This is a genomic window from Nocardioides sp. NPDC000445 (assembly GCF_040300245.1).
In the GTDB taxonomy this organism is placed as follows: domain Bacteria; phylum Actinomycetota; class Actinomycetes; order Propionibacteriales; family Nocardioidaceae; genus Nocardioides.
This window is the reverse complement of the sequence record NZ_JBEPDH010000015.1, coordinates 101,103-123,520: the sequence shown is the minus strand read 5'-3', so window position 1 is coordinate 123,520 and position 22,418 is coordinate 101,103. Positions and strand designations below refer to the sequence as shown.

At 70.2% G+C, this 22,418-nt stretch carries 21 protein-coding genes and 1 pseudogene; 15 read left to right on the top strand and 7 right to left on the bottom strand.

Annotation, left to right across the window (positions count from 1 at the left end):
- Positions 1–25: 25 nt before the first annotated feature.
- Complete coding sequence (locus ABT304_RS20250) at positions 26–2,611, bottom strand: calcium-binding protein (protein ID WP_350717890.1); 2,586 nt, start codon at positions 2,609–2,611, stop codon at positions 26–28.
- A 157-nt stretch (positions 2,612–2,768) separates the two neighbouring features.
- Here ABT304_RS20250 and ABT304_RS20245 point away from each other — a divergent pair, with 157 nt between their 5' ends.
- Positions 2,769–4,340 carry a bifunctional phosphatase PAP2/diacylglycerol kinase family protein gene (locus ABT304_RS20245; protein WP_350717888.1) on the top strand — a complete coding sequence of 524 codons (1,572 nt, stop codon included), beginning with the start codon at positions 2,769–2,771 and terminating at the stop codon, positions 4,338–4,340.
- Between the two features lie 409 nt (positions 4,341–4,749).
- Here ABT304_RS20245 and ABT304_RS20240 read toward each other — a convergent pair whose 3' ends face one another.
- Complete coding sequence (locus tag ABT304_RS20240) at positions 4,750–5,160, bottom strand: DUF4446 family protein (RefSeq protein WP_350717886.1); 411 nt, start codon at positions 5,158–5,160, stop codon at positions 4,750–4,752.
- Between the two features lie 24 nt (positions 5,161–5,184).
- Between ABT304_RS20240 and ABT304_RS20235 the strand changes: the two genes are divergently transcribed.
- The 8 genes from ABT304_RS20235 (at position 5,185) to ABT304_RS20200 (ending at position 12,253) form a co-directional block, all read left to right on the top strand.
- Positions 5,185–6,024, top strand: a complete 840-nt coding sequence (locus ABT304_RS20235) for a prephenate dehydratase (protein WP_160025936.1) — start codon at positions 5,185–5,187, stop codon at positions 6,022–6,024.
- 3 nt (positions 6,025–6,027) lie between these two features.
- Positions 6,028–6,702, top strand: coding sequence for a nickel pincer cofactor biosynthesis protein LarB (larB, locus tag ABT304_RS20230; protein ID WP_350717884.1), 675 nt, complete (start codon positions 6,028–6,030; stop codon positions 6,700–6,702).
- Positions 6,699–7,967: a nickel pincer cofactor biosynthesis protein LarC gene (larC, locus tag ABT304_RS20225; protein WP_350717882.1), complete on the top strand. Its 1,269-nt coding sequence runs from the start codon at positions 6,699–6,701 to the stop codon at positions 7,965–7,967. The genes larB and larC overlap by 4 nt, the downstream gene beginning before the upstream one ends.
- A gap of 21 nt (positions 7,968–7,988) precedes the next feature.
- The gene (locus tag ABT304_RS20220) at positions 7,989–8,591 is read left to right on the top strand and encodes a TMEM165/GDT1 family protein (RefSeq protein WP_350717880.1); all 603 of its coding nucleotides are present in this window, start codon (positions 7,989–7,991) and stop codon (positions 8,589–8,591) included.
- 25 nt (positions 8,592–8,616) lie between these two features.
- Positions 8,617–9,816, top strand: a complete 1,200-nt coding sequence (locus ABT304_RS20215; protein WP_160025940.1) for an arginine deiminase — start codon at positions 8,617–8,619, stop codon at positions 9,814–9,816.
- A 104-nt stretch (positions 9,817–9,920) separates the two neighbouring features.
- Positions 9,921–10,292: a cyclic nucleotide-binding domain-containing protein gene (locus ABT304_RS20210; RefSeq protein ID WP_160025941.1), complete on the top strand. Its 372-nt coding sequence runs from the start codon at positions 9,921–9,923 to the stop codon at positions 10,290–10,292.
- Between the two features lie 80 nt (positions 10,293–10,372).
- Positions 10,373–11,311 carry an adenylate/guanylate cyclase domain-containing protein gene (locus ABT304_RS20205; protein WP_350717878.1) on the top strand — a complete coding sequence of 313 codons (939 nt, stop codon included), beginning with the start codon at positions 10,373–10,375 and terminating at the stop codon, positions 11,309–11,311.
- A 78-nt stretch (positions 11,312–11,389) separates the two neighbouring features.
- Entirely contained in the window at positions 11,390–12,253 is an 864-nt protein-coding gene (locus ABT304_RS20200) for an AraC family transcriptional regulator (RefSeq protein WP_350717876.1), read from the top strand.
- Positions 12,254–12,355: 102 nt separating this feature from the next.
- Here ABT304_RS20200 and ABT304_RS20195 read toward each other — a convergent pair whose 3' ends face one another.
- The 4 genes from ABT304_RS20195 to ABT304_RS20180 all read right to left on the bottom strand — a co-directional run bounded on the left by ABT304_RS20195 (position 12,356) and on the right by ABT304_RS20180 (position 15,687).
- Positions 12,356–13,294, bottom strand: coding sequence for a DUF5926 family protein (locus ABT304_RS20195; protein ID WP_350717874.1), 939 nt, complete (start codon positions 13,292–13,294; stop codon positions 12,356–12,358).
- 44 nt (positions 13,295–13,338) lie between these two features.
- A complete protein-coding gene (locus ABT304_RS20190; protein ID WP_350717872.1) occupies positions 13,339–14,109 on the bottom strand; it encodes a glycerophosphodiester phosphodiesterase family protein in 771 nt (256 codons plus the stop codon).
- 94 nt (positions 14,110–14,203) lie between these two features.
- Positions 14,204–14,920 carry an SDR family NAD(P)-dependent oxidoreductase gene (locus ABT304_RS20185; RefSeq protein WP_350717870.1) on the bottom strand — a complete coding sequence of 239 codons (717 nt, stop codon included), beginning with the start codon at positions 14,918–14,920 and terminating at the stop codon, positions 14,204–14,206.
- Positions 14,917–15,687, bottom strand: coding sequence for a hypothetical protein (locus ABT304_RS20180; RefSeq protein WP_350717869.1), 771 nt, complete (start codon positions 15,685–15,687; stop codon positions 14,917–14,919). Before ABT304_RS20180 ends, ABT304_RS20185 begins: the two co-directional genes overlap by 4 nt.
- 193 nt (positions 15,688–15,880) lie before the next feature.
- Between ABT304_RS20180 and ABT304_RS20175 the strand changes: the two genes are divergently transcribed.
- Positions 15,881–17,245 carry a lytic murein transglycosylase gene (locus tag ABT304_RS20175; RefSeq protein ID WP_350717867.1) on the top strand — a complete coding sequence of 455 codons (1,365 nt, stop codon included), beginning with the start codon at positions 15,881–15,883 and terminating at the stop codon, positions 17,243–17,245.
- Positions 17,246–17,251: 6 nt separating this feature from the next.
- Here ABT304_RS20175 and curA read toward each other — a convergent pair whose 3' ends face one another.
- Positions 17,252–18,268: an NADPH-dependent curcumin/dihydrocurcumin reductase gene (gene curA / locus ABT304_RS20170; protein ID WP_350717865.1), complete on the bottom strand. Its 1,017-nt coding sequence runs from the start codon at positions 18,266–18,268 to the stop codon at positions 17,252–17,254.
- A 65-nt stretch (positions 18,269–18,333) separates the two neighbouring features.
- On the opposite strand from curA, the gene ABT304_RS20165 reads away from it, so the two are divergent.
- The 5 genes and pseudogenes from ABT304_RS20165 (at position 18,334) to ABT304_RS20145 (ending at position 22,406) form a co-directional block, all read left to right on the top strand.
- The gene (locus tag ABT304_RS20165; protein WP_350717863.1) at positions 18,334–19,227 is read left to right on the top strand and encodes an amidohydrolase family protein; all 894 of its coding nucleotides are present in this window, start codon (positions 18,334–18,336) and stop codon (positions 19,225–19,227) included.
- The gene (locus ABT304_RS20160) at positions 19,224–19,772 is read left to right on the top strand and encodes a cysteine dioxygenase (RefSeq protein ID WP_350717861.1); all 549 of its coding nucleotides are present in this window, start codon (positions 19,224–19,226) and stop codon (positions 19,770–19,772) included. Before ABT304_RS20165 ends, ABT304_RS20160 begins: the two co-directional genes overlap by 4 nt.
- A gap of 203 nt (positions 19,773–19,975) precedes the next feature.
- A pseudogene (locus ABT304_RS20155) lies at positions 19,976–20,698 on the top strand (ABC transporter ATP-binding protein); the annotation flags it as partial.
- Between the two features lie 335 nt (positions 20,699–21,033).
- Positions 21,034–21,690 carry an ABC transporter permease gene (locus ABT304_RS20150; RefSeq protein WP_350717860.1) on the top strand — a complete coding sequence of 219 codons (657 nt, stop codon included), beginning with the start codon at positions 21,034–21,036 and terminating at the stop codon, positions 21,688–21,690.
- Positions 21,687–22,406 (top strand): ABC transporter permease, encoded by a 720-nt coding sequence (locus ABT304_RS20145; RefSeq protein ID WP_350717858.1) that lies wholly within the window; start codon positions 21,687–21,689, stop codon positions 22,404–22,406. Before ABT304_RS20150 ends, ABT304_RS20145 begins: the two co-directional genes overlap by 4 nt.
- Positions 22,407–22,418 lie beyond the last annotated feature (12 nt).

Genomic DNA, 22,418 nt, shown 5'->3' with positions numbered 1-22,418 from the left:
CCGTACCTCTCCCGTACCTCGGGGGCTACGGGATGCGTACGCGCCGCTCGACCGACGAGCTGCTGTCGGTGCCGGTGCCGCCGTCGCCGTAGTCGCGGCCGTAGCCGCCGTAGAGCCGGTCGTTGCCCGAGTGGCCATAGAGGGAGTCGTTGCCCGAGCCGCCCTCGATCCGGTCCGAACCACCGAGGCCGACCAGCTTGTTGGCTCCACTGTTGCCCCGCAGGACGTCGGCGTAGTTCGTGCCGGTCACCCGCTCGAAGGTCAGCAGGCGATCCGCTCCCGCGCCGGTCGACTGCACCGAGGTCGTATTGAGCGCGACCTTCACCCCGTTGCGTACGTTCGAGTAGGCGACGGTGTCGGTTCCCGAGCCGCCCTCCGCGCGGTCGTTTCCGAGGCCGGGAAAGATCGTGTCGCTGCCGCCACCACCGAGAAGGGTGTTGGCGCCACCGTCACCGATGAGGCGGTCGGCGTACGGACCGCCCTTCAGGTTCTGCATCCCCGCGAGCGTGTCGGTGCCGCCACCACCGGTCGCCTTGGACATCGTCACCGTCACCGGGTTGTAGGCAGTGACGTACGACGCGGTGTCGACGCCCGTGCCGCCGTTAAGCGCGTCGTTGCCGTCGTTGCCGGCCAGAACGTCATCGCCGCTGTCGCCTCGGAGCGTGTCAGCGTTGTTGCCGCCCTCCAGAGTGTCGTTGCCGCTGCCGCCTTCGATCGTGTCGTTGTCGGCGTCGCCCTTCATGCGGTCGTTGCCGCCGTCACCGAGCAGACGGTCGCTCCCGGACTCGCCGACCACGGTGTCGGCGCCGTCTCCGGCACGCACCGTGTCGTTCCCAGGCCCGCCCTTCACCGTGTCGTTGCCAGCCCCTGCGTCGATGCTGTCGGCGGACCCCACGGTCGGGCTGTAGTAGTCCTCGTCGCCATAGATCGTGTCGGCTTCAGCCTTGCCGTGGATCGAGTCGAGACCCGAACCGCCGATCAGCTCGTCCTTGCCGGCTCCGCCTTCGATGAGGTCGTTCCCGGCGCCGCCCCTGAGGTAGTTGGACTTCGCAGCACCGTAGATCCTGTCGTCGCCGGCATCGCCCGAGGCGTTGAGCGAGCCAGAGCCGCCGTGGATGACGTCGTTGCCGTTGCCACCCTGAGCCACGCCCCCGAACTGGCCGACGTGGATCGTGTCGTTGCCGTCCTCCCCGAAGGCGTTCTCGGCTGACCGCTCAGCGCGGCCGATCGAAATGGTGTCGTCGTCGCGGCCCCCGAGGATGACCGATGCGCCGGTGCCACCGTTCAGGATGTCGTTGCCGTCGCCGCCGCGGATGGTGTCGTCACCAAACGCCCCACCGGTGATGGTGTCGTTTCCGCCGTCACCGTAGAGCTGGTCGAAGTTGTCGCCTGCGTAGGACGTCGGGGTGAGTGTGTCGTCACCTTCGTCGCCTCGAACGACGTCGTCACCCGACCCATCGTTGAGCGTGTCCTGGCCCTCGCCGCCGCTCACCCGGTCGTCGTCGGCACCGGCCTCGACGACATCGTCACCACTACCAGCCTCGATGTTGTCGTCGCCGCTCTCCGCACGGAGGATGTCGTTGCCGGAGCCACCGACCAGGCGGTCGTTGCCGCGGTAACCCAGGACCGTGTCGTCACCTGACCCCGCGTCGATCGTGTCGTCGCCCTCGTAACCGTCGATCGTGTCGTCACCGCTCGTACCAGTGATCACGTCGGCGTGACGGGTTCCGACCACCGACTCGAACCCGGCCAAGGTGATGCCCCAGTTGTTGGCGCCGGACGTCATGTCGAGCTCGATAGCCGCCGCCGACAGGTTGGCGTCGAGATCGGGCGCGAGGTCGAGCTCGTCCGTCGCGGTGTCAGCGGAACCGGCGTCGACGACATCCCCCGACGCGCTCGCGTCGTTCACCGTGATTTGGTCAGCGCCCTCGCCGCCGAGCACGGTGTCGGCGTCCGCATTGCCCCTGAGCCAGTCCGCGCCGTCGCCGCCGTCGATGAGATCGGCACCCGCATCTCCGCGGAGGCTGTCGTCACCGTCCGCGCCGTAGAGCCGATCGTCTCCAGCCCCGCCGTAGCCGATGTCGCGACCAGGGCCGCCGAAGAAGGTGTCGATGCCGCCCTGCCCGTCGAAGACGCCACCGGTGGCTCCCGCGTGGAAGGTGTCGTCGCCCTCTCCGCCCTTGGCCCCGGTCACGACGAGGAGCGGCTGCTTGCCGCCATGGATGACGTCATTTCCGGGACCCGCGTCGAGGCCGATGAAGCCGCCGCTGATCGTGTCGTTCCCCTCACCCGCATCGACCCTGTTGCCGTAGAAGGAGTAGATGGCGTCGTCGCCGAGCCCGCCGACGATGGTCGCCGTGCCCTGGCCCTGGACACAGATGGTGTCGTGACCGCCCAGCGCGTCGACGGACACTGCCGGCGGAACGGCGATGACGTCGTCGCCCTCGGTCGGGACCTGGCCCTCTACGGCGAGGTCGACGGTGACGGGCTTGCCGCCACACTCGCCTTCGGCCGCAGCAGCCGAGCCGGCGAGAAGGCCACCGACACCGAGGGCGACGGCGGGGACGGACAGGAGTCCGAGGAGGGCGTACGAGGAGGCGCGAGAGCGCATGAGAGACCTCACAACGACGAGGGACCGAGGGGTGCCGGCGCCGACCCGAATCATGCGCGGAAAGCGGACGATAGCGCTTTCCTCCGGCCACTGCCTCGGCTTTTGTCCAGCCCGTTCATTCACTGTGTGGAAGACGTATCGCGCATACTGACTCACCGTGCTTGACCTTTCGCGCCGTGCCCTGCTGCTCTGGGCGGCCTCGCTGTTCGCTCTGTGCGCCCTGATCGGGATCGCGGGGATCAACGGGTGGCCGCCGGTCTCGACGATCGACGAGCTCGGCCGGGACGCGACGGCGGTGACCGCGGAACACGGCTGGATGCTCGACTTCTGGCACATCGTCGAGGTGGCCACCGAGTGGTACCTCGCTGTCGGCGTCGCGCTCCTGGTCGCCGCGGGGCTGTTCCGGACGTACCTGCGCGCCGCGGTCTACGTGTTCGGCGTCGTGGTGATCACGCTGGTCGTACGCCGCGCGGTGGTGCTGCTCGTCGACCGGGACCGGCCCACGTGGCAGCTGGCGTCGTGGTTCCACGAGTCACCGGCGTACCCGTCCGGTCATGCGACCGGGATCGCGGTGCTCGCGGGCGTGATCGCGGTGGTCGTGACGATGTTCGTACGCCGCCGCGGCATCCGCCGGCTGGCCTACACCGGCCTCATCGTGCTGGTGGCGCTCGTCGCCGCCGACCGGGTCTTCCTCGGGCGCCACTACCCCTCCGACGTGCTCGGCGGGATCCTCTTCGCCGCCGGTGCCGTCTTCCTGGGCATGGCGCTCTACACGCCGCTGCCCGCCTCGCACGCGCTCGGACGTCGGCCGCTGGTCGACTCGGTGCGTGGCAACCGGAGGATCGCGGTCGTCCTCAACCCGATCAAGGTCGAGTCGGTCGAGCACTTCAAGACGATGGTCACCACGATGGCCAGGGAGTCCGGCTGGAAGACGCCGACCTGGCACCTGACCACGGTCGACGACCCGGGCAAGGGGATGGCGCTGGCGGCCCAGGCGGAGGGCGCCGACCTGGTCCTCGTCTGTGGTGGCGACGGCACCGTACGCGAGGTCTGCTCCGCCCTGGCCGGCACCGGCATCGCCGTCGGGATCGTCCCCGGCGGCACCGGCAACCTGCTGGCGCGCAACCTGTCGATCCCGCTCTACATCCGCGCCGCGATCGACGTCGCGCTCACCGGGCAGGACCAGGCGATCGACCTGGTCGAGGTCTCGGGCGACAACCTCGAGGACACCAACTTCCTGGTCATGGCCGGGATGGGCTTCGACGCCGCGATCATGAGCGGCGTCAACGAGGACATCAAGAAGCGGATCGGCTGGATGGCGTACGTCCTCTCCGCCTTCAAGAGCCTGATGTTCCCGGCGATGCGGCTGGAGATCTCCGTCGACGACGGCGAGTTCACCAGGCACCGCGCGCGCACGGTCGTGGTCGGCAACGTCGGCTACCTCCAGGCGAACATGCCGCTGCTGCCGGCTGCCGCGCTCGACGACGGGCTCATCGACGTGGTGCTGCTCTATCCGCAGCGATTCTGGTCCTGGCTCCCGCTCGCGGTCCGGGTGCTGAGCAAGCGGCCGCGCACCGACAATCTGGTCAACCGGATGACCGGTGCCAGCGTCGTGATCCGGACCAACCACGACCAGCCGCGCCAGCTCGACGGCGACACGATCTCCGAGGGTCGCGAGCTCCGCATGCAGTGTCTTCCCGGGCGCCTGCTCGTCCGCGTGCCACGCTGACGGCCAGTCCCGATTCGGTCCCGAATCTCACCGACACGCGGCGGGCCTGAAGTCCCGGCAATCAGGGCCTAAAGTCCCTCTTTCTGCATGTTTTCAGCGCGTTTGGCGTCGATTCTCATGGCAAAACCGAGCCGACTCGCCGACACAGATGTCTTGTTGACAAGTAAATGTTCATAAGGTGTCTGACACGACTCGGCGTGAGCTGAGTCGTCGTCTTCGACCGGGCTCAAGCCTGACTCCGGCCGGCGACGTGGCAAGACCCACACACTGGTCGGAAATCCCCCGCGACCAGTGGTCGACTCCCGGGCCGTCCCACCCGCAGCCCGGGTTTGAAACCGGCACGCTCGGAACGGTTCCCCCGCCACGCCCGAGCGTGCCGGCGTCGATTTTGGGCCCGGATCAGCTCGGATCAGCTCCTGGGCTTGGCCTGCTGGACGGCCTCGGTCTCCTCGGGCGACATCAGCTGCGACGAATTCCAGGCGCTGATGCTCTTCGCGTACGACCTCGCCTCGGTGCGGCCGTGGATCGAGGTGAGCACGACCCCGTCGCCGTTGTCGTCGAGCAGCGCCAGGCACCAGCTCAAGTGGCCGCCGGCGTCTCCGAAGGCGTCGAAGCGCACGACCGCGAGGTGGCGCAGGTTCATCGCCGACTCGGCGCGCAGGGCCGCGACCTCGGCGCGCAGACCGGCGACGTCGGTCGGCAGCGACTCGACGGCGGCAGGGTCGGGGCGACGTACGTCCTTCGTCTTCTGCCAGGCCGCTCCGGCGAGGACCAGGGCGGCGATTGCTGTCAGCAGACTGAGAATTGCAAGAGCGAGCACATCGGGCGAATCTAGACTGTCGCTGTGTCCGAGCCACATCGCATCGCCTATCAGGGCGAACCAGGGTCCAACTCACACATGGTGTGCCAGCGGCACTACCCCGAGCTGGAGTCGGTGCCGTGCGCCTCGTTCGAGGACGTGTTTGCGACCGTCGAGGCGGGTGAGGCGTCGCTGGCGATGATCCCGATCGACAACTCCCTGGCCGGGCGGGTGGCCGACATCCACCACTTCCTTCCCGAGTCCAACCTGCACATCATCGCCGAGCACTACCTGCGGATCCGGTTCCACCTGCTCGGCCTTCCGGGCGCCCACCTGGACGACATCCGTACGGTCCACTCCCACGTCCACGCCCTGGGCCAGTGCCGCAACATCATCCGCGAGCACGGCTTCACGCCGGTCGTCTCCGGTGACACCGCCGGTGCCGCGCGCGAGGTGATCGAGGCCGGCGACCCGACGATGGCCGCGATCTCCCCGCCGCTGGCCGCCTCGATCTACGGACTGGACGTGCTCGCCACCGACATCGAGGACGCCGACCACAACACCACCCGCTTCGTGGTGCTCTCGCCCGACTTCATCCAGGCGCCCGCCGACGCGGGTCCGGTGGTGACCTCGTTCATCTTCAACGTACGCAACCTCCCGGCGGCCCTCTACAAGGCGCTCGGCGGCTTCGCGACCAACGGCGTCAACATGACCAAGCTGGAGTCCTACATGGTGGATGGCAAGTTCACCGCCACCCAGTTCCTCGCCGAGGTCGACGGCCACCCGGACCAGCCGGGGCTGAAGCGGGCCCTGGAGGAGCTGGCCTTCTTCACGACCGATGTGAAGCTGCTCGGGGTCTACCCCGCCGACCCGGCCCGGTTCTGAGCGATGCCGGACGAGCCGACCGCCGACCTCGGGTTCGCCCGCGTCGACCTCGACCGGGAGCGCCGCACCGGTGACCCCGAGGTCGTGTACGCCGACGGCAAGACCCCCGAACAGGTCGTCGCGATCCTTCGCCGACTGCACGAGGAGCATCCCTCGCGCGCCGTCCTGGCCACCCGGGTCTCGGCCGAGGCGGCCGCCCGCGTGGCGGCCGAGCTGCCGACGGCGGTCCACGACGCCGAGGCCCGTGCGGTCACGCTCGGGCCGCTGCCGACCCCGCAGGGCCGGGTGTGCGTCGTCGCGGCCGGGACCTCCGACGGGCCGGTCGCGGCCGAGGCCGCGCTCACCTGCCGGGTCCACGGCGCCGGGGTCGAGCGGATCACCGACGTCGGCGTCGCCGGGATCCACCGCCTGATGGCCGTACGCGACCGGCTCGACGACGCCGACTGCCTGATCGTCGTCGCGGGCATGGAAGGTGCCCTGCCCTCCGTGGTCGGCGGGCTGGTGGGGGTGCCGATGATCGGGGTGCCGACGTCCGTGGGCTACGGCGCCTCCTTCGGCGGGCTGGCCGCGCTGCTGGCGATGCTCAACTCGTGTGCTCCCGGCGTGACCGTGGTCAACATCGACAACGGTTACGGCGCCGGGGTCGCGGCGGCTCGGATCGCGCGGCGGGCTCGGTGAGCGTCGTCTGGGTCGACGCGTCCTCCGGAGCCTCGGGGGACATGCTGCTCGGCGCGCTCGTCGACGCCGGCGTGCCTCTCTCGGTGATCGCCTCGGCCGTGGACGCGGTCGCCCCCGAGCCGGTGGATCTCGCTGCGTCGCAGGTGACCCGTGGCGCGCTGGCCGCGACCCGGTGTCATGTCTCGATCGCCGACTCGGTCCACCATCGGACCTGGACCGACGTCCGGGCGCTGCTGACCGGCGCCGATCTGGACGACGCGGTGCGTGACCTGGCGCTGCGGGTCTTCGAGCGGCTGGCCGAGGCCGAGGGCGCCGTGCACGGGATCTCTCCCGAGTCGGTCCACTTCCACGAGGTCGGAGGGCTGGACGCGATCGCCGACGTCGTCGGAGTATGCGCGGGCTTCGTGCACCTCGGGTCCGACGAGGTCGTCGTCTCCCCGATCGCGGTCGGATCGGGGTCGGTCCGGGCCGCCCACGGCACCCTCCCGGTGCCGCCGCCGGCCGTGGCGCGGCTGCTCACCGGCGTACCTTCTTACGCGGGGTCGCCCGGACACCCGGCGATGGAGATGTGCACGCCGACCGGCGCCGCGCTCCTCACCACCCTCGCGACGAGGTGGGGGGCTCAGCCGCCGATGACGACCACGGCGATCGGTGTCGGCGCGGGCGGCAAGGATCCGGAGGGCTGGTCGAACACGCTCCGCATACTGGTCGGCGAGGCTGTCGGCGCGGGGGCAGAATCCCGCCATGGCGGGGAAGTGCGGGCGGATCCTGCGGCAAATGCCCCCGCCACGGAGATCGAGCTCGTCATCGAAGCGAACATCGACGATCTCGAGCCGCGACTGATCCCCGGTGCCCTCGACGCGCTCCTGGCGGCCGGAGCCCACGACGCCTGGGTCACGCCGATCCTGATGAAGAAGGGCCGACCGGCCTACACGCTCCACGCTCTCACCCGTCTCGACGCCGCTGGAGCGGTCCGGCGGGTGTTCTTCCGGGAGACCTCGACGATCGGCGTACGCGAGCACGAGGTCGTCAAGCACGCCCTTCCCCGCGAGATGCTCACCGTGAGCGTCGACGGGCACCCGATCGCGGTCAAGGCCGCCCGCCTCGACGACGAGGTCGTCAACCTGCAGCCGGAGTGGGACGACGTCGCCCGCGTCGCCGCAGCACTCGATCGCCCGGCGATCGACGTACTCGCCGAGGCCAAGGCCGCCGCCCTCGCCCGACCGCTGGTCGAACCGGGGTGCGACGATGAGGGCCGGACGTAAAGAACTGGAACGGAAACCCTGATGGACATCACCGTCGTCGCGCTGGCCTTCGCCGCGATCTTCGTCGTCGAACTGCCGGACAAGACGTTCCTGGCGACGCTGGTGCTGTCGACGAAGTACCGGCCGATCTTCGTGTGGCTCGGCGTGGGCGCGGCGTTCGCGGTCCAGACGCTCATCGCGGTGGCGATCGGCGGAGTGGCGACGCTCCTCCCGACCGACCTGGTCCACATCGTCGCGGCGCTGCTCTTCCTGGGCGGCGCGGTCTTCCTGCTCGTCGAGGGGCGCCGTCACCACGGCATCGCGTCCGAGGACGACGGCAGCGAGTTCGCCGAGAAGGCCAAGGACGTACGCGGCTTCCGCCAGGTCCTGGCCAGCTTCATGGTCCTCTTCGCAGCCGAGTGGGGAGATCTCTCCCAACTGCTGAGCGTCTCGCTGGTGGCCCGCTACCACGACCCGGTCTCGGTCTTCATCGGCTCCTGGGCCGCGCTGCTGGCGGTCTCCGGGCTCGCGGTGCTTTTGGGACGTACGTTGCTCCGGTTCATCAAGCTGCACGTCCTGCACTACGTCGGAGCCGTCGTCTGCCTCGTCCTAGGCATCCTGACGCTGGTCGAGGTGTTCGCCTGAGCGGCGTTCGCCTAGGCTGCCCGGCATGGTTGAACTTGGCGCCGACAGCGAGGTCGGACGACTGCGTACGGTAATGCTCCACCGGCCCGGCCGGGAGCTCACCCGGCTGACGCCGCGCAACAACGACAAGCTGCTCTTCGACGGCATCCCGTGGGTGAAGCGGGCCCAGGACGAACACGACGCCTTCGCGGCCGCGCTGCGGGATCGCGACGTCGAGGTGCTCTACCTGACCGACCTGCTCACCGAGACCCTCGAGGTGCCCGAGGCGCGGAAGCTGGCGCTCGAGAACGTGCTCGGCTCGCTCACCCTCGGCGACACCCTGCGCGACTACCTGAGCGGTGCCCTCGCCGACGCCGGGCCGGCCGAGCTGACCGACCACCTGACCGCCGGCGTCCGCAACGACGAGGTACGCGGCGGCCACGGCCTGGTCACCAGCCTCCTCGCCCACGACGACTTCCTGATCGACCCGCTCCCCAACCTGCTCTTCACCCGCGACTCGTCGGTGTGGATCCGCGACCGGGCCACGGTCACCTCGCTGGCGATGCCGGCTCGCAAGCGCGAGACCGCGCTCACCGAGCTGATCTACCAGTTCCACCCGCGCTTCCGGGCCAGCCCGCGGCTGCACGGAGCCCACCTGGAGCACGTCGAGGGTGGGGACGTACTCCTCCTCGCTCCCGGTGTCGTCGCGGTCGGGGTCGGCGAGCGCACCACCCCCGCCGGGGCCGAGCGGCTCGCCCGCCAGGTCTTCGCCGAGGAGCTCGCCCACACCGTGCTCGCGGTGCCGATCGCGCAGGAGCGCGCGACGATGCACCTGGACACCATCGCCACGCTCGTGAACACCGACAAGATGGTGATCTACCCGAACGCGGTCGACTCGCTGGTCGCGTACGCCGTGACCCCCGCGGGCGACGGCCAGCTGAACATCGCGGCCCCGCGCCCGTTCCTCGAGGTCGCGGCCGAGGCGATGGGGATCGACAAGCTCCACCACGTCGACACCGGGCTCGACCCGGTCGCCGCCGAGCGCGAGCAGTGGGACGACGGCAACAACACCCTGGCGCTGGCGCCGGGCGTGGTCGTGGCGTACGAGCGCAACACGCAGACCAACGGGGCCCTGGAGGCCGCAGGCATCGAGGTCATCGCGATCGCGGGCTCCGAGCTGGGCTCCGGCCGCGGCGGCCCGCGATGCATGAGCTGCCCGATCGCCCGCGACCCGCTGCCCGCATAGCCAACTTCACTCGCGGGTAACCCCTGTAGACGAACATCGTTGATCTCTGTAACTGCCGTCACATAGCGGCAGCCACCCCACAGCCGACCCCGAAGGAAACCCTCGTGACCGAGTCGTTCTTCTCCATGTTCACGCCCAAGGAGATCGCGCACATCAGCGCCACCGGCACCCGCGTGCACCTGCCGGAGGGCTGGTCGCCGATCTGGGAGGACACCCCGCCGGACAAGGCTTACATCATCCTCGACGGCACCGTCTCCGTCCGCCGGGACAAGGAGGAGATCGCCCAGTGCGGTCCCGGTGACATCATCGGCGAGGCGGCGATCATGAGGGGCTCGCTGCGCACAGCCTCCATCGTCGCGCTCACTCCGCTCGACCTGATCCACCTCAGCGCCGACAAGCTGCAGCAGCTGTCCGTCGAGATGCCGACGTTCGCGAGGGCGCTGGAGAAGGTCGCCAAGGACAGGTTCGGCTCCTGACGCTCGACGAACAGGCTGACGAGGGCCTCGGTCAGGGCCGGAGCCGCGAGGCAGACATCGAGCTGGCCGAGGCTCTCGCCGTGGTCGAGTCCTTCGTCCTCGGCCAGACGCCCACGCTGACCCGCGCCGAGGTCGCGGGTGCCGTCGGCGTGCCCATGGAGGTCGCCGAGGACCTGTGGCACCATCTCGGCTTCCCGCACGCGGGCGATGACGAGATCGCCTTCACCGAGGCCGATGTCGAGGCGTTGCGGATGACGCAGGAGCTCGTACGCCTCGGGGTGCTCAGCGAGGACCGCCAGGCCGCGCTCGTGCGGACCTGGGGACGGTCCTACGCGCGGCTGGCCGAGTGGCAGACGTCGCTGCTGGCCGAGGTCGCCCGGGAGCGGGGTGGCGACGAGGTCGAGGACCTGGTCGCCCTGACCGGGCAGGTGCTGCCGCTGGTCGAGTCGCTGCAGGACTACGTCTGGCGGCGCCATCTGGTCAGCGCGGCGCGGCGGATGCTCACCGTCGCGGACGCCTCCGCGGTGCCGCTGGCGGTCGGCTTCCTCGACATCGTCGGCTACACCGCCCGGTCCAAACGGCTCAGCGACAAGGAGCTGGTCGACTGGGTCGAGGAGTTCGAGGACACCTGCTCCGACGTCGTCGTCGAGCACGGCGGACGGGTGATCAAGTATCTCGGCGACGGGGTGTTCTTCACCTTCGAGGACGTCGCCGCCGCGGCCCGGACCGCCCTGGACCTGGCCGCCCTCGGGGAGGATCGCGACAGCGCGTTTCCGCACGTCAGGGCCGGGATATCCTACGGCGACGTGGTGCTCCGGCTCGGCGACGTCTTCGGTCCGACGGTCAACATCGCCGCCCGCCTCACGACCGTCGCCCGGCCCTCGTCGGTGGTCATCGACGAGAACGCCGCCGCCGCACTAGAGGACGTCGACGGCTTCCAGGTCGAGAAGATGCGGCGTACGAGCGTGAAGGGCTACTCCCGCCTGCAGGCGTTCCGGCTGCGTTCGCGGTCCGACTGAACCTGATCGAACCGGGCCAGGATAGTCGGGCGCCGGAGGTTGCTCCCGGGCGAGGCTTGATGGCGAAAGGAGGACCACATGATCGGAACGCTCAACACCCTGGTCGACCTGGTCGAGGCAGATCTCACCGGCGAGGTGGACGTGGCTCGGGTCGCTCGCCACCACGGCACCACCGAGTACCACCTGCGCCGGATGTTCTCGGCGCTGGCCGGGATGCCCCTGTCCGACTACGTACGCCGCCGCCGGATGACCCTGGCTGCGGCCGACCTGGTGGCCGGCGCCCCTGACCTCCTGGAGGTCGCGGTGCGCTACGGCTACGGCTCGACCGAGGCGTTCGGGCGCGCGTTCCGTGCCGTGCACGGAACGGCTCCCGCCGACGTACGCCGATCCGGTGGTCCGCTACGCACACAACCCACGCTCAGGTTCCGCCTGAGCGTCGAAGGGAGCACCCCGATGGACGTCACCATCAACGACATGCCCGAGCTCCGGCTCGTCGGCCACGCCACCAAGGTCCCGCTGATCTACGAGGGCGTGAACCCGCACATCCAGGCACACATCGCCTCGCTCGCACCCGAGGAGCATGTCCGCCTCAAGGAGCTCAACGACACCGACCCGCGCGGCATCCTCGCCGTCACCGAGTCCGCGTCGCCCGATGCACCGGAGGGGTCGATGATCACCTACCTGCACGGGGTCGCGGTCACGCCGTCGGCCGAGGTTCCGGACGGGCTCGACAGCATCACCGTGCCGGCCGGCTCCTGGGCGGTCTTCGCCTCCAGCGGCCCGCACCCGGAGACGCTGCAGCGGCTCTGGGCGGCGACCGCCACCGACTGGTTCCCGTCGAACCCGTGGCGGCTCCGCCCCGGCCCGTCGATCCTGCGCTACCTCGAGCTCACCGAGACGTACGCCTCGTGCGAGCTCTGGTTGCCGGTGGAGCAGGCGTGAGCGGCGAATGCTCACCGAGGTACCTCGGTCAACTGTCGCTTCCCTCGCGGAACTCCACGAAGTAGGTGAGTGCTGACCGAGGTAACTCGGTCAGCACTCACCTCAGCGGATGGTGACCTGTCGGTTGGCGAGCCCGGCGCGAGCGGAGCGCACCTCGGGGGTGATCTCGGAATCGTCGGCGAGAGCCTCGTCGAGCAGCTTCTTGAACGCCACCGCCGGCTCCTCGAGCGCCTCGGCGCCGGTGCCGACCGGCAGGTCCCAGACGGGCGCGAGCAGACCGTGGGCGCGGAACATGCCGACGAAACGAGCGTCGGGGACGATCACGTCCTCGCCGGTCACGTGCAGGCGCGCGAGCGCGGTCAGCAGGGCGTCCTCGGGCTCGGGCATCACCCAGCGCAGGTGCTCCTTGGAGCCCACCGAGGTCCAGTACGCAGCCTCGACCGACGCCAGTCGCAGCGTCGGCAGCACCGACTCGTTGGCGTGCTCGAGCGCGTGCTCGAAGTCGCCCTTGTCCTCGACGTCGGCGAGCCACCAGTCGAAGCCCTCGTGGACGGTCACGTCGAGCGAGGAGTTGGTGATCAGGTCCTGCAGCCGCGGCCCGTCGCCCGGTGCGGTGGTCAGGCCGAAGATGCCGGACTCACCCGACGCCCGCGCCTCGAGCGCCTGGAGCAGCGCCGCAGCCACATCGCGCGACACGTCGCCGTAGTTGTGCTGCACCTGCAGCCCGGCCCAGACCTCGCCGGAGTCGCGCGACATCGCCGGCGCGGCGCCGGGCAGCAGGGTGCCCAGCGTGACCGGCGTCGACTCGAAGCCCTTCACCGTCAGCGACACCGTCGCCGAGGGCACCAGCTCACGCAGCGCGACCAGGTCGCACTCGCCGGGCAGGCCCTCGAACGGGCGCCCCACGAACGCGCCGCCGGCGGCACCGTGGCACGCCTTGTAGCGCTTGCCGGACCCGCACGGGCATGCCGCGCGCGGGTTGGGACCGTCCGTCGGGGCCGCAGCCGCCTGACGGTTCTTGACTCGGGACTTCTTGGCCACGGCCAAACCCTAACCTGCCGGGCCCGCGCGCCAGGTAACACGCCTCAGCGGCCGAGCAGCTCCAGCATGAACCCCGGCCGGTCGGTGATGACCGCATTGACCCCGAGGTCGAGGCAGAGCTTGAGCTGCTCCTCGGTGTTGACGGTGTAGACGTGGAGGTTGCGGCCCTTCGACGCCAGCCGACGCCCGAGCTTCGGGTGGGCGGTGAGCATCTCGATGCTGGCCCCGAGCCACCAGTCCGGGCCGATCGCGTGCCGCAGGAGCGACCAGTTGGCGGCGCGGTCGACAAGCTGGACCAGAGGTACGCCCGGCGCCAGCCGCTCCACCCGCTGCAGCGCCGTGAACGAGAAGCTCATCACCCGCACCGGGCTGCCCGGACCCGCCCAGCCGAAATCGTTGAGCACGTCGACCAGGCGCCCCTCGGTCAGCCCGCCGTAGCGCGTCGGGTGCTTGGTCTCGATCGCCATCTCGACGTGCCGGCCATAGTCGCGCACGACCCGCAGCAGACGGTGCAGCGTGAGCACGCCGCGCATGTCCCGGTCGGGCTGCTCGTTCTCCCCCTCCCAGAACCCGTTCTTCCAGGCCGCGAAGTCGATCGCCTGCAGCTCGGCGAGGGTCATCTCCGAGACCAGCCCCCGCGCGCCGATGCGGCGCAGGTGACGGTCGTGGACGCAGACGAGATGCCCGTCCATGGTCAGACGTACGTCGCACTCCAAGGCGTCCGCGCCCGCATCCAGGGCTGCGACGTACGCAGCGAGGGTGTGCTCCGCGATCTCATGACTGGCGCCGCGATGCGCGACGACCTGGGGCCTCATGAGGAGATTGTTGTCCATCGGACAACCGCGTGGGGGCACGACACGACGTCGAAAGCGTTACCTCGCTGTGTACGCCGCGGTCCTGGACCGGGCATCACCGTCCGCCGGTCACCCGCAGCGTCGTCGCGGTGACGTACCCGGCCTTCTCGCTCATCAGCCAGGCGACGGCCTCGGCGACCTCGTCGGGTGAGCCCGCGCGGCCGATCGGGATCTGGGGCGCCATCCGCGCGATCCGGCCGGGGTCGCCGGTGTTGGCGTGCATGTCGGTCTCGGTGAGCCCGGGGGCGACCGCGACGACCCGGATGCCGAGCGGGGCGACCTCGAGCCCGAGGCCCTTGGTGAGCGCGTCGATGCCGGCCTTCGCGGCGGCGTAGTGGACGTACTCTCCCGGTGATCCCAGCGTGGCGGCACCCGAGGAGATGTTGACGATCACCCCACCCTCGGCGAGCGCCGACACGGCCGCGCGGGCGACCAGCGTGGGGCCGACCAGGTTGACCGCGTACGTCCTCCGGATCTCGTCGATAGGAGTGTCGACGAGGGGCGCGTAGCGGTAGGTCGCGCCGGCGTTGTTGACCACGCCGGTGACCGGGCCGGCAGCCTCGAAGAGGGCGGCGATCCCGGCGTCGGTGGTGATGTCCGCGGCCACGATCTCGCAGGAGACCCCGAGCGCCCGGACCTCGTCGCGCGTCGCGACGGCAGCAGGTTCGTCGGACAGGTAGCCGAGCACGAGCGAGTGGCCGTCAGCCGCCAGCCGACGAGCGACAGCGGCACCGATCCCGCGGGTGCCTCCAGTGATGAGCGTACGTTTCACACCCGAAGGGTGTCACGCAGCCTCCACGCCACCATCGCCAGTGCCAGGACTCCGGCGAGCGCCCAACCGGCGGGGTAGTGCACCGCGGGTTCGTTCCAGCGCTCGTGGAAGTAGACCAGGTGCGAGGAGAGCAGCCCGGCGTCGACCGAGCGGCCCTCCTGGATGAGTACGCCGATGGCCACCAGCACCGTCAGCAGCGTCTGCATCGCCCAGCCCAGGATCCAGGCGGGCACCCACGCGACGACATCAACGGCGCGGCGTACGGACGTCACGAGCACGGTCACCAGGGCAGCCGCCAGCAGCGCATCGATGACCGACGACGGCAGCTCACCGGGGAGCATCCCGTCGAGCCAGAGGGGTACGCAGACGGCCGGCGCGGCCAGCATCGGCGCCCGCAGCACGCACGGCCCGAGGCTCGCGGCGATCCCGGCGGCGAGACCGGCGACCGTCGTGATCGCGGCGATGGCGATCAGATGGGTCAGCATCGACGGGTTGGTCGCCGCCGGGCCGGCGGCGAACATCAGCCCGAGGAAGGCAGCGGCGACGACACCGGTGCCGGCGAGCACGGCACTGAGCAGCCAGCGGTCCGGACGCAGCCCCGCAGCGAGCCCGCCGAGCGCGGCGGCGAGCAACGTGAACGAGACCAGCTCAGCGACCATCGGGGCGAGCAGGAGCGGCTGCGGCTGGACGAGCTGGGGAAGGAAACCGACGCCCCAACCCGCGGCCGCGACCAGCGGAACCATCCACAGACGAGTCCGTTCAGTCATGTCGTCCACGGTGACAGGCGGAAGGTGAGCCCAGGCGGCGTACCGGGGAACACCAGCCCAACGTCAGGTGGCCCGACCGTTGCCGTTCATCACCAAGGTGGGGGGATTTCTAATTGCCAGGCGCAGAAATGGAATACCTGGGTAGGCTCATGGGACGGACACGTACCCCACGCGTGGAAGAGGTGAGACCGGCATGACCAAAGAACCCCGAAAATTCTGGGCCAGAAGCATCAGTACAGCGGCGCTGACCAGCATCGGGCCTCGGGCCGTTGCCGCCGTCGCGCTGACCGCTGCCTTCGCGGTTCTGGCCCCGAACGAGGCACGCCTCGACACCGGTCATCAGCAGCCTGAGCTTCCCGATCCGGGCGCCCTTCAGGACCCTCTCGGCATCTCCAACGGCCTGGGTGGCGTGAAGAACCTGACCCCGACCGACGCAGTAAGGCTGGCCTCCAACGCAGAGGAACTGTCGATCCCGGCGGTCGCCCTGGCTGCGTACCAGCGCTCGGCCACCGTGCTCAACGACGCCGACGCCCCCTGCCGCATCGACTGGGCGCTGGTCGCTGCGATCGGCATGGTCGAGAGCAACCACGGCCGCTTCGGCGGCAGCGAGCTCAACTCCAACGGCCTCGCCCTCCCCGCGATCATCGGCCCGCAGCTCAACGGCGCCGGCAACTACGCGGCGATCCGCGACACCGACAACGGCCTCTACGACCACGACACGGTGTACGACCACGCTGTCGGCCCGATGCAGTTCATCCCCTCCACCTGGACGGTCGTGGGCACCGACGGTGACGGCGACAACCGCCGCGACCCCCAGGACGTCGACGATGCTGCCGTCGCCACCGCGGCCTACCTGTGCGCCGGAACCGAGGACGTCAGCACCGACTCCGGCGCGAACGCCGCGGTCTACCGCTACAACCAGAGCGACACGTACGTCGAAGCGGTGCTGAAGATCGCCGATCAGTACCGCAACGGGGAGTTCCCCGGCTCACCGAGCGTGGACGGTGGTTCCACCTCAACGATGAGGCCCACCGCCTCCGCCCTTCCGCGCACCTCGAACACCGTCGCACCGGCGCCGAAGTCGGAGACCAAGTCCGCTCCCAAGGCCGCCGCGAAGCCTCCGGCTCCTGCTCCGACACCGTCCGCTGAGCCGACCAAGCCTGCGGAGCCGGACGATACCCAGACAGGCACCGACCCGGACGACAACACGTCGGGCGACGGCGACGGGACGGCGACGCCGACCCCCACGCCGACTCCCACCCCGACGCCCACCGATCCTCCGACGACCGAGGAGCCTGAGCCGGTGCCCACGGTCGCAAGCCGGTGTGAGGAGGCGATCGTCTTCACCTACCCCACTCTCGAGGTGGACAGTGACCTCTACAGCGCGGTTCTCCTGGCGTGCACTACCAACTTTGGCGACACGGTCCCCGAACTGGCGATCGCCAAGGCGTACGTAGCGGGCCTCGCCGACCCGGCGAACCCGGAAAACCAGGCCTTCGCAGGTCTCCCCGAGCCGGTCAAGGACGACACCGTCACGGAACCCGCGCCCGGCGAATGACCCGGGTCAGCTGACCTTGATCACCGTCTTGCCGAAGTTCTGACCCCGAAGCATCCGGTTGAACGCGGCAGGCGCGTTCTCGAGACCCTCGGTGATGTCCTCGCGGTAGCGGAGCCTGCCCTCGGCCAGCCAGCCGGTCGCCTCGGCGAGGAACTTCTGCTCGTGGTCGCGGACGAACTCGGTCTGGATGAAACCCCTGATCAGCAGCGACTTGTTGAGCACCTGCCGCATCAGTCCCGGCGCTCGGTCGGGTCCCTCAGGAGCGGAGGTGTCGTTGTAGTGCGCGACGATCCCGCAGACCGGCACCCGGGCGAACTTGTTGAGGCGCGGCAGCACCGCGTTCCACACATGTCCGCCGACGTTCTCGAAGTAGACGTCGATCCCGTCGGCGACCGCCGCCTTCAGCTGCTCCTTGAAGTCGGGTGCGCGGTGGTCGAGGGCGGCATCGAAACCGAGTTCAGTCAGATGCGCGACCTTCTCCGGTCCGCCCGCGATGCCGACGGCACGGCAGCCGAGGATCTTCGCGATCTGTCCGACCGTGGCGCCGACGGGACCGGTCGCGGCCGCGACCACGACGGTCTCGCCGGGCTTCGGCTGCCCGATCTGGGTCAGACCCGCGTACGCCGTGAACCCCGGCATCCCCAGCACGCCCAGCGCGGTGGAGACCGGTGCGACGGACGGGTCGAGGCGGCGGGTGTGCTGGGCCGGCGCGACGGAGAACGCCTGCCAGCCGCCGTACGCCAGCACCACGTCGCCCACCTGCCGCGACGGATCCCGCGACTCCACCACCTCGGCGACCGTGGCACCGGGCAGCACGTCGCCCAGGGTGGTCGGAGCGGCGTACGACGGTGCATCGCTCATCCGCCCGCGCATGTAGGGGTCGAGCGAGAGGAATTTCGTACGCAGCAGCACCTCGCCCTCCGCGGGCGACGGCACCTCGGAGGCAACGATCGAGAAGTCTTCGGCGGTCGGCTCACCGACCGGGCGAGCGCGGAGCAGGATCTGGGTGTTCGTGTCGGTCATCCCGCCATGGTGCCTCACCGGCGGGTAGGCTTGCTTAATTACAACTAAACCTATTGACTTAGCGCATGAAGCGCCAGGTCGACGTCCACCAGCACCTGTGGCCGCCCGCGCTGGTCGAGGAGCTGCGCCGCCGGCGGCAGCCTCCGTACCTCGATGGCTGGGTGCTCCACCTGGACGGAGAGCCGCCCTACTCCGTCGACCCGGCAGATCATGACCTCACCCGCCGCGCGGCACAGGAGGACGGCCTCGTCCTGCTCTCGCTCTCGAGCCCACTGGGGATCGAGTCACTCGCCCCGGGCGAGGCACACGGACTGCTCGACGCCTGGCACGGCTTCGCCGACGACCTGCCCGCCGACTACGGACTGTGGGCCGCACCGGCGCTCGTCGAACCGGACCTCGACGGCCTCGCCAAGGTCCTGGCGCACGACCGCGTCCACGGCCTCCAGGTCCCGGCGACGGCGCTGACGACCCCGTCCGCGCTCGAGACCCTGGCTCCCGTCCTGGCCACGGCCCAGCAGGCCGACCTGCCCGTCCTCGTGCACCCGGGACCCGCCGACCCGGGACCAGCGAGCGAGCTGCCCGGATGGTGGCCCGCACTCACCTCGTATGTCGCCCAGCAGAGCGCCGCATGGCACTCCTGGCACGTCGCGGGGCGGTCGCTGCTGCCGACCCTGCGGATCGCGTTCGTGGCGCTGGCCGGCCTCGCGCCGCTGCACCACGAGCGCCTCGCGCAGCGCGGCGGGGAGCTCGGGGCGATCGACCGGCACGTCTACTACGAGACCTCGTCGTACGGCACCCAGGCGATCGACGCGATGTCGCGCGTGGTCGGCGTGGACCCGCTGGTGAACGGCTCGGACCGGCCCTACGCCGAGCCGACCGATCCCGACCTCGGCGAGGCCCTGAGCCGGGCGATCTTCGTCGCCAACCCGCACCACCTGCTCACCGGAGGAGACCGATGACCATCACCGAACCGACCGTGACCGCGCCGGCCGCCGACACGGTCCTGAGCGGCGCGGAACTGCCCGAGCTGCCGGGACGTACGCTCGCTCCCGGCGAGCTGCGCGCCTGGGTCGACGAGCTCGCAGCGCACCCCGAGCGGTGGGAGCACCTGGTGCGCCACGACACCGGCGGGCGCCACTACGTCTCGCTCTACCGGGACAAGGACATCGACGTCTGGCTGCTGTGCTGGAACATCGTCGACGACACCGGCTGGCACGACCACGACGTCTCCTCCGGCGCGGTGGCGGTCACCCGCGGAGCGGTCTTCGAGCAGCAGCCGAGGTTCGGCGGCGATCCCGTACAACGGGAGGTCGGCGCGGGTCGCAGCTTCGGCTTCGGGCCCGACCACATCCACCGGATGAGCGGTGCGGTCGACGGCGCGGTCTCGATCCACGCCTACTCGCCGCCACTGTGGCGGATGGGGCAGTACGCGATCAGCGACGACGGCGTGATGCGCCGCGTCTCGGTCTCCTACGCCGACGAGCTGCGCCCGCTGGAGGACTGAACGACCTACGCCGCGCCGAGTCGGCATCTCGGGCATCGAGTCCCGGGATGTGGCAGATTTCAAGCATCGAGGAGCCAGGCTCGGACGGCGAACCCGACGTCCCTGTCCGTTTAACATCTTCGGTTCCTTCCCCAGATCTGGCAGGCTGAGGATCTTGTGCAACGGCGTCCGCAGGTGAAGAACAACAGACAGGAGCGGTGGCTGTGATCGAGTTCGAGGGCGTGACCAAGCGCTATCCGGACGGCACCGTTGCCGTGGAAGACCTCTCTCTGACGGTCGACACCGGGAAGATCACCGTGTTCGTCGGACCGTCCGGATGCGGCAAGACGACCGCGCTGCGGATGATCAACCGGATGATCGAGCCGACCTCCGGCCGGATCCTGATCGACGGTGACGACGTCACCAGCCGCCCGGAGGCGCAGCTGCGGCGCGAGATCGGCTACGTGATCCAGGGCGCCGGGCTCTTCCCGCACCGCACGGTCCTCGACAACGTCGCGACCGTCCCGATCCTGCAGGGCATCTCCCGCCGGGAAGCCCGCACGAGCGCCCTGGACCTGCTCGAGCGCGTCGGGCTCGCCGCCAACCTCGGCGAGCGCTACCCGGCCCAGCTCTCGGGCGGCCAGCAGCAGCGTGTCGGGGTCGCCCGGGCGCTCGCGGCCGACCCGCCGGTTCTGCTGATGGACGAGCCGTTCTCGGCCGTCGACCCGGTCGTCCGCGACGACCTCCAGCAGGAGCTGCTCCGGCTCCAGGGCGAGCTCGGCAAGACGATCGTCCTGGTCACCCACGACACCGACGAGGCGATCCGCCTCGGCGACAAGGTCGCCGTCTTCGCCCAGGGCGCCCGCCTGGCCCAGTTCGCCCCGCCCGCCGACCTTCTCGCCGCGCCGGCCGACGACTTCGTCGCCTCGCTCGTCGGTCGCGACCGCGGCTTCCGGGGCCTCGGCTTCGCCGACGGGAGCTCGGTCACGCTCAAGCCCATAGACCACGGTGTCGACGGCCTCACCCTCGAGGTCGACCAGGACGGCCGACCGCTGGGCTGGCGCGGTTCCGACGGGCTCCTCCCGACCGAGGGCACCTTCGGCGACGGCGCCAACCTGCGTACGGTCACCGACCTGGTCATCCTCTCGCCCGCCGGCGCGGCGATCCGCGTCGACGCCGAGGGTCGAGCCGACGGGCTGGTCCTGCTCGAGGACCTGGCCGGCAGCGTACGTTCGCAGCATCGCGAGCGCCTGGCGGCCCTGGCTTCCGCGGAGGAGGCCGGGTGAAGGACCTCTGGCGCTATCTCGAGACCAACGCGGACGACGTCCTCACCGCGCTCGTCCAGCACATCTGGCTCGCTCTGATCCCGGTGGCGATCGCCTTCGTCCTCGCCCTGCCGCTGGGCGCCCTGGTCCATCGCTACGTCCCGGCACGCCACATCGCGCTCACCGCCGGCAGCGTGATCTACACCGTCCCGTCGCTGGCGCTGCTCCTGCTGCTCCCGGGCATCCTCGGCACCAGCGTCCTCGACCCCATCAACGTGATCATCGCGCTCACCCTCTACTCGCTCGCCCTGCTCGTCCGCACGACGGCCGACGGTCTCGACGCGGTCGACACCACCGTCCTGCAGGCCGCGACCGCGATGGGCTATCGACCCGTACGCCGCTGGTTCACGGTCCAGCTGCCGCTGGCCATGCCGGTGATCCTGACCGGTCTGCGGGTGGCGACCGTGGCCAACGTGAGCATGGTCAGCATCGCGGCCCTGATCGGCATCGGCGGCCTCGGACAGCTCTTCACCCGCGGGTTCCAGCTCGGCTTCTACCTGCCGCCGATCATCATCGGTCTGGTCCTCTCGGTCGCCCTCGCGGTCATCGCCGACGTCCTCATCGTCGCCCTCCAGCGCGGGCTCACCCCGTGGGCGCGAGCGGGTGCGCGATGAGTCTCGACTACCTGCTCGACGCCGCCAACTGGTCGCTGACCAGCCCTGACGGCTTCCCCCAGCGCATCCTCGAGCACCTCGGCTACACCGTCCTCGCCCTGGCGATCGCGGCCGTGATCGCGTTCCCGATCGGTCTGCTGATCGGTCACACCGGCCGCGGCGCCCTGATCGCCATCAACCTCGGCAACGCCGGCCGCGCGCTGCCGACCCTCGGCGTACTCATGCTCGCGCTCGGCCTGGTCGGGATCGGTCTGGTCCCGGTCACGATCGCCCTGGTCGTGCTCGCCATCCCGCCCATCCTCGCCACGACGTACGCCGGCATCCAGTCCGTCGGCGACGAGACCGTCGACGCGGCGCGAGGCGTCGGCATGACCGAGACCCAGATCGCCTGGCGCGTCGAGGTCCCGATCGCCCTGCCGATCATCATCGGTGGCCTGCGCAACGCGTCGCTCCAGGTGGTCTCGACCGCGACCATCGCCGCGTACGCCGGTCTCGGCGGTCTCGGCCGCTATCTCTTCGACGGGCTGGCGACGCTCCAGTACGACCAGGTGGTCGCCGGAGCGATCGTGCTCGCCGTGCTCGCGGTCGCGATCGACCTGGCGCTCGCGGGCGTACAGCGACTCCTCGTCTCGCCCGGCGTCGACGGCCGCGAGGCCGGCAACCGCCCGACCACCCTCCGCCCCGCCGGCCGACCCGCTGGCACACCCGCCGGCTGACCAACCCAGCAA

Excerpts from the sequence above, each read along its gene's own strand:
- ABT304_RS20145 (WP_350717858.1), top strand. The coding sequence starts at position 21,687 with ATGAGTCTCGACTACCTGCTCGACGCCGCCAACTGGTCGCTGACCAGC.
- ABT304_RS20165 (WP_350717863.1), top strand. The coding sequence starts at position 18,334 with ATGAAGCGCCAGGTCGACGTCCACCAGCACCTGTGGCCGCCCGCGCTG.
- ABT304_RS20190 (WP_350717872.1), bottom strand. The coding sequence starts at position 14,109 with ATGAGGCCCCAGGTCGTCGCGCATCGCGGCGCCAGTCATGAGATCGCG.
- ABT304_RS20220 (WP_350717880.1), top strand. The coding sequence starts at position 7,989 with ATGGACATCACCGTCGTCGCGCTGGCCTTCGCCGCGATCTTCGTCGTC.
- ABT304_RS20215 (WP_160025940.1), top strand. The coding sequence starts at position 8,617 with ATGGTTGAACTTGGCGCCGACAGCGAGGTCGGACGACTGCGTACGGTA.
- larB (WP_350717884.1), top strand. The coding sequence starts at position 6,028 with ATGCCGGACGAGCCGACCGCCGACCTCGGGTTCGCCCGCGTCGACCTC.
- ABT304_RS20175 (WP_350717867.1), top strand. The coding sequence starts at position 15,881 with ATGACCAAAGAACCCCGAAAATTCTGGGCCAGAAGCATCAGTACAGCG.
- curA (WP_350717865.1), bottom strand. The coding sequence starts at position 18,268 with ATGACCGACACGAACACCCAGATCCTGCTCCGCGCTCGCCCGGTCGGT.
- ABT304_RS20250 (WP_350717890.1), bottom strand. The coding sequence starts at position 2,611 with ATGCGCTCTCGCGCCTCCTCGTACGCCCTCCTCGGACTCCTGTCCGTC.
- ABT304_RS20160 (WP_350717861.1), top strand. The coding sequence starts at position 19,224 with ATGACCATCACCGAACCGACCGTGACCGCGCCGGCCGCCGACACGGTC.
- ABT304_RS20180 (WP_350717869.1), bottom strand. The coding sequence starts at position 15,687 with ATGACTGAACGGACTCGTCTGTGGATGGTTCCGCTGGTCGCGGCCGCG.
- ABT304_RS20200 (WP_350717876.1), top strand. The coding sequence starts at position 11,390 with ATGATCGGAACGCTCAACACCCTGGTCGACCTGGTCGAGGCAGATCTC.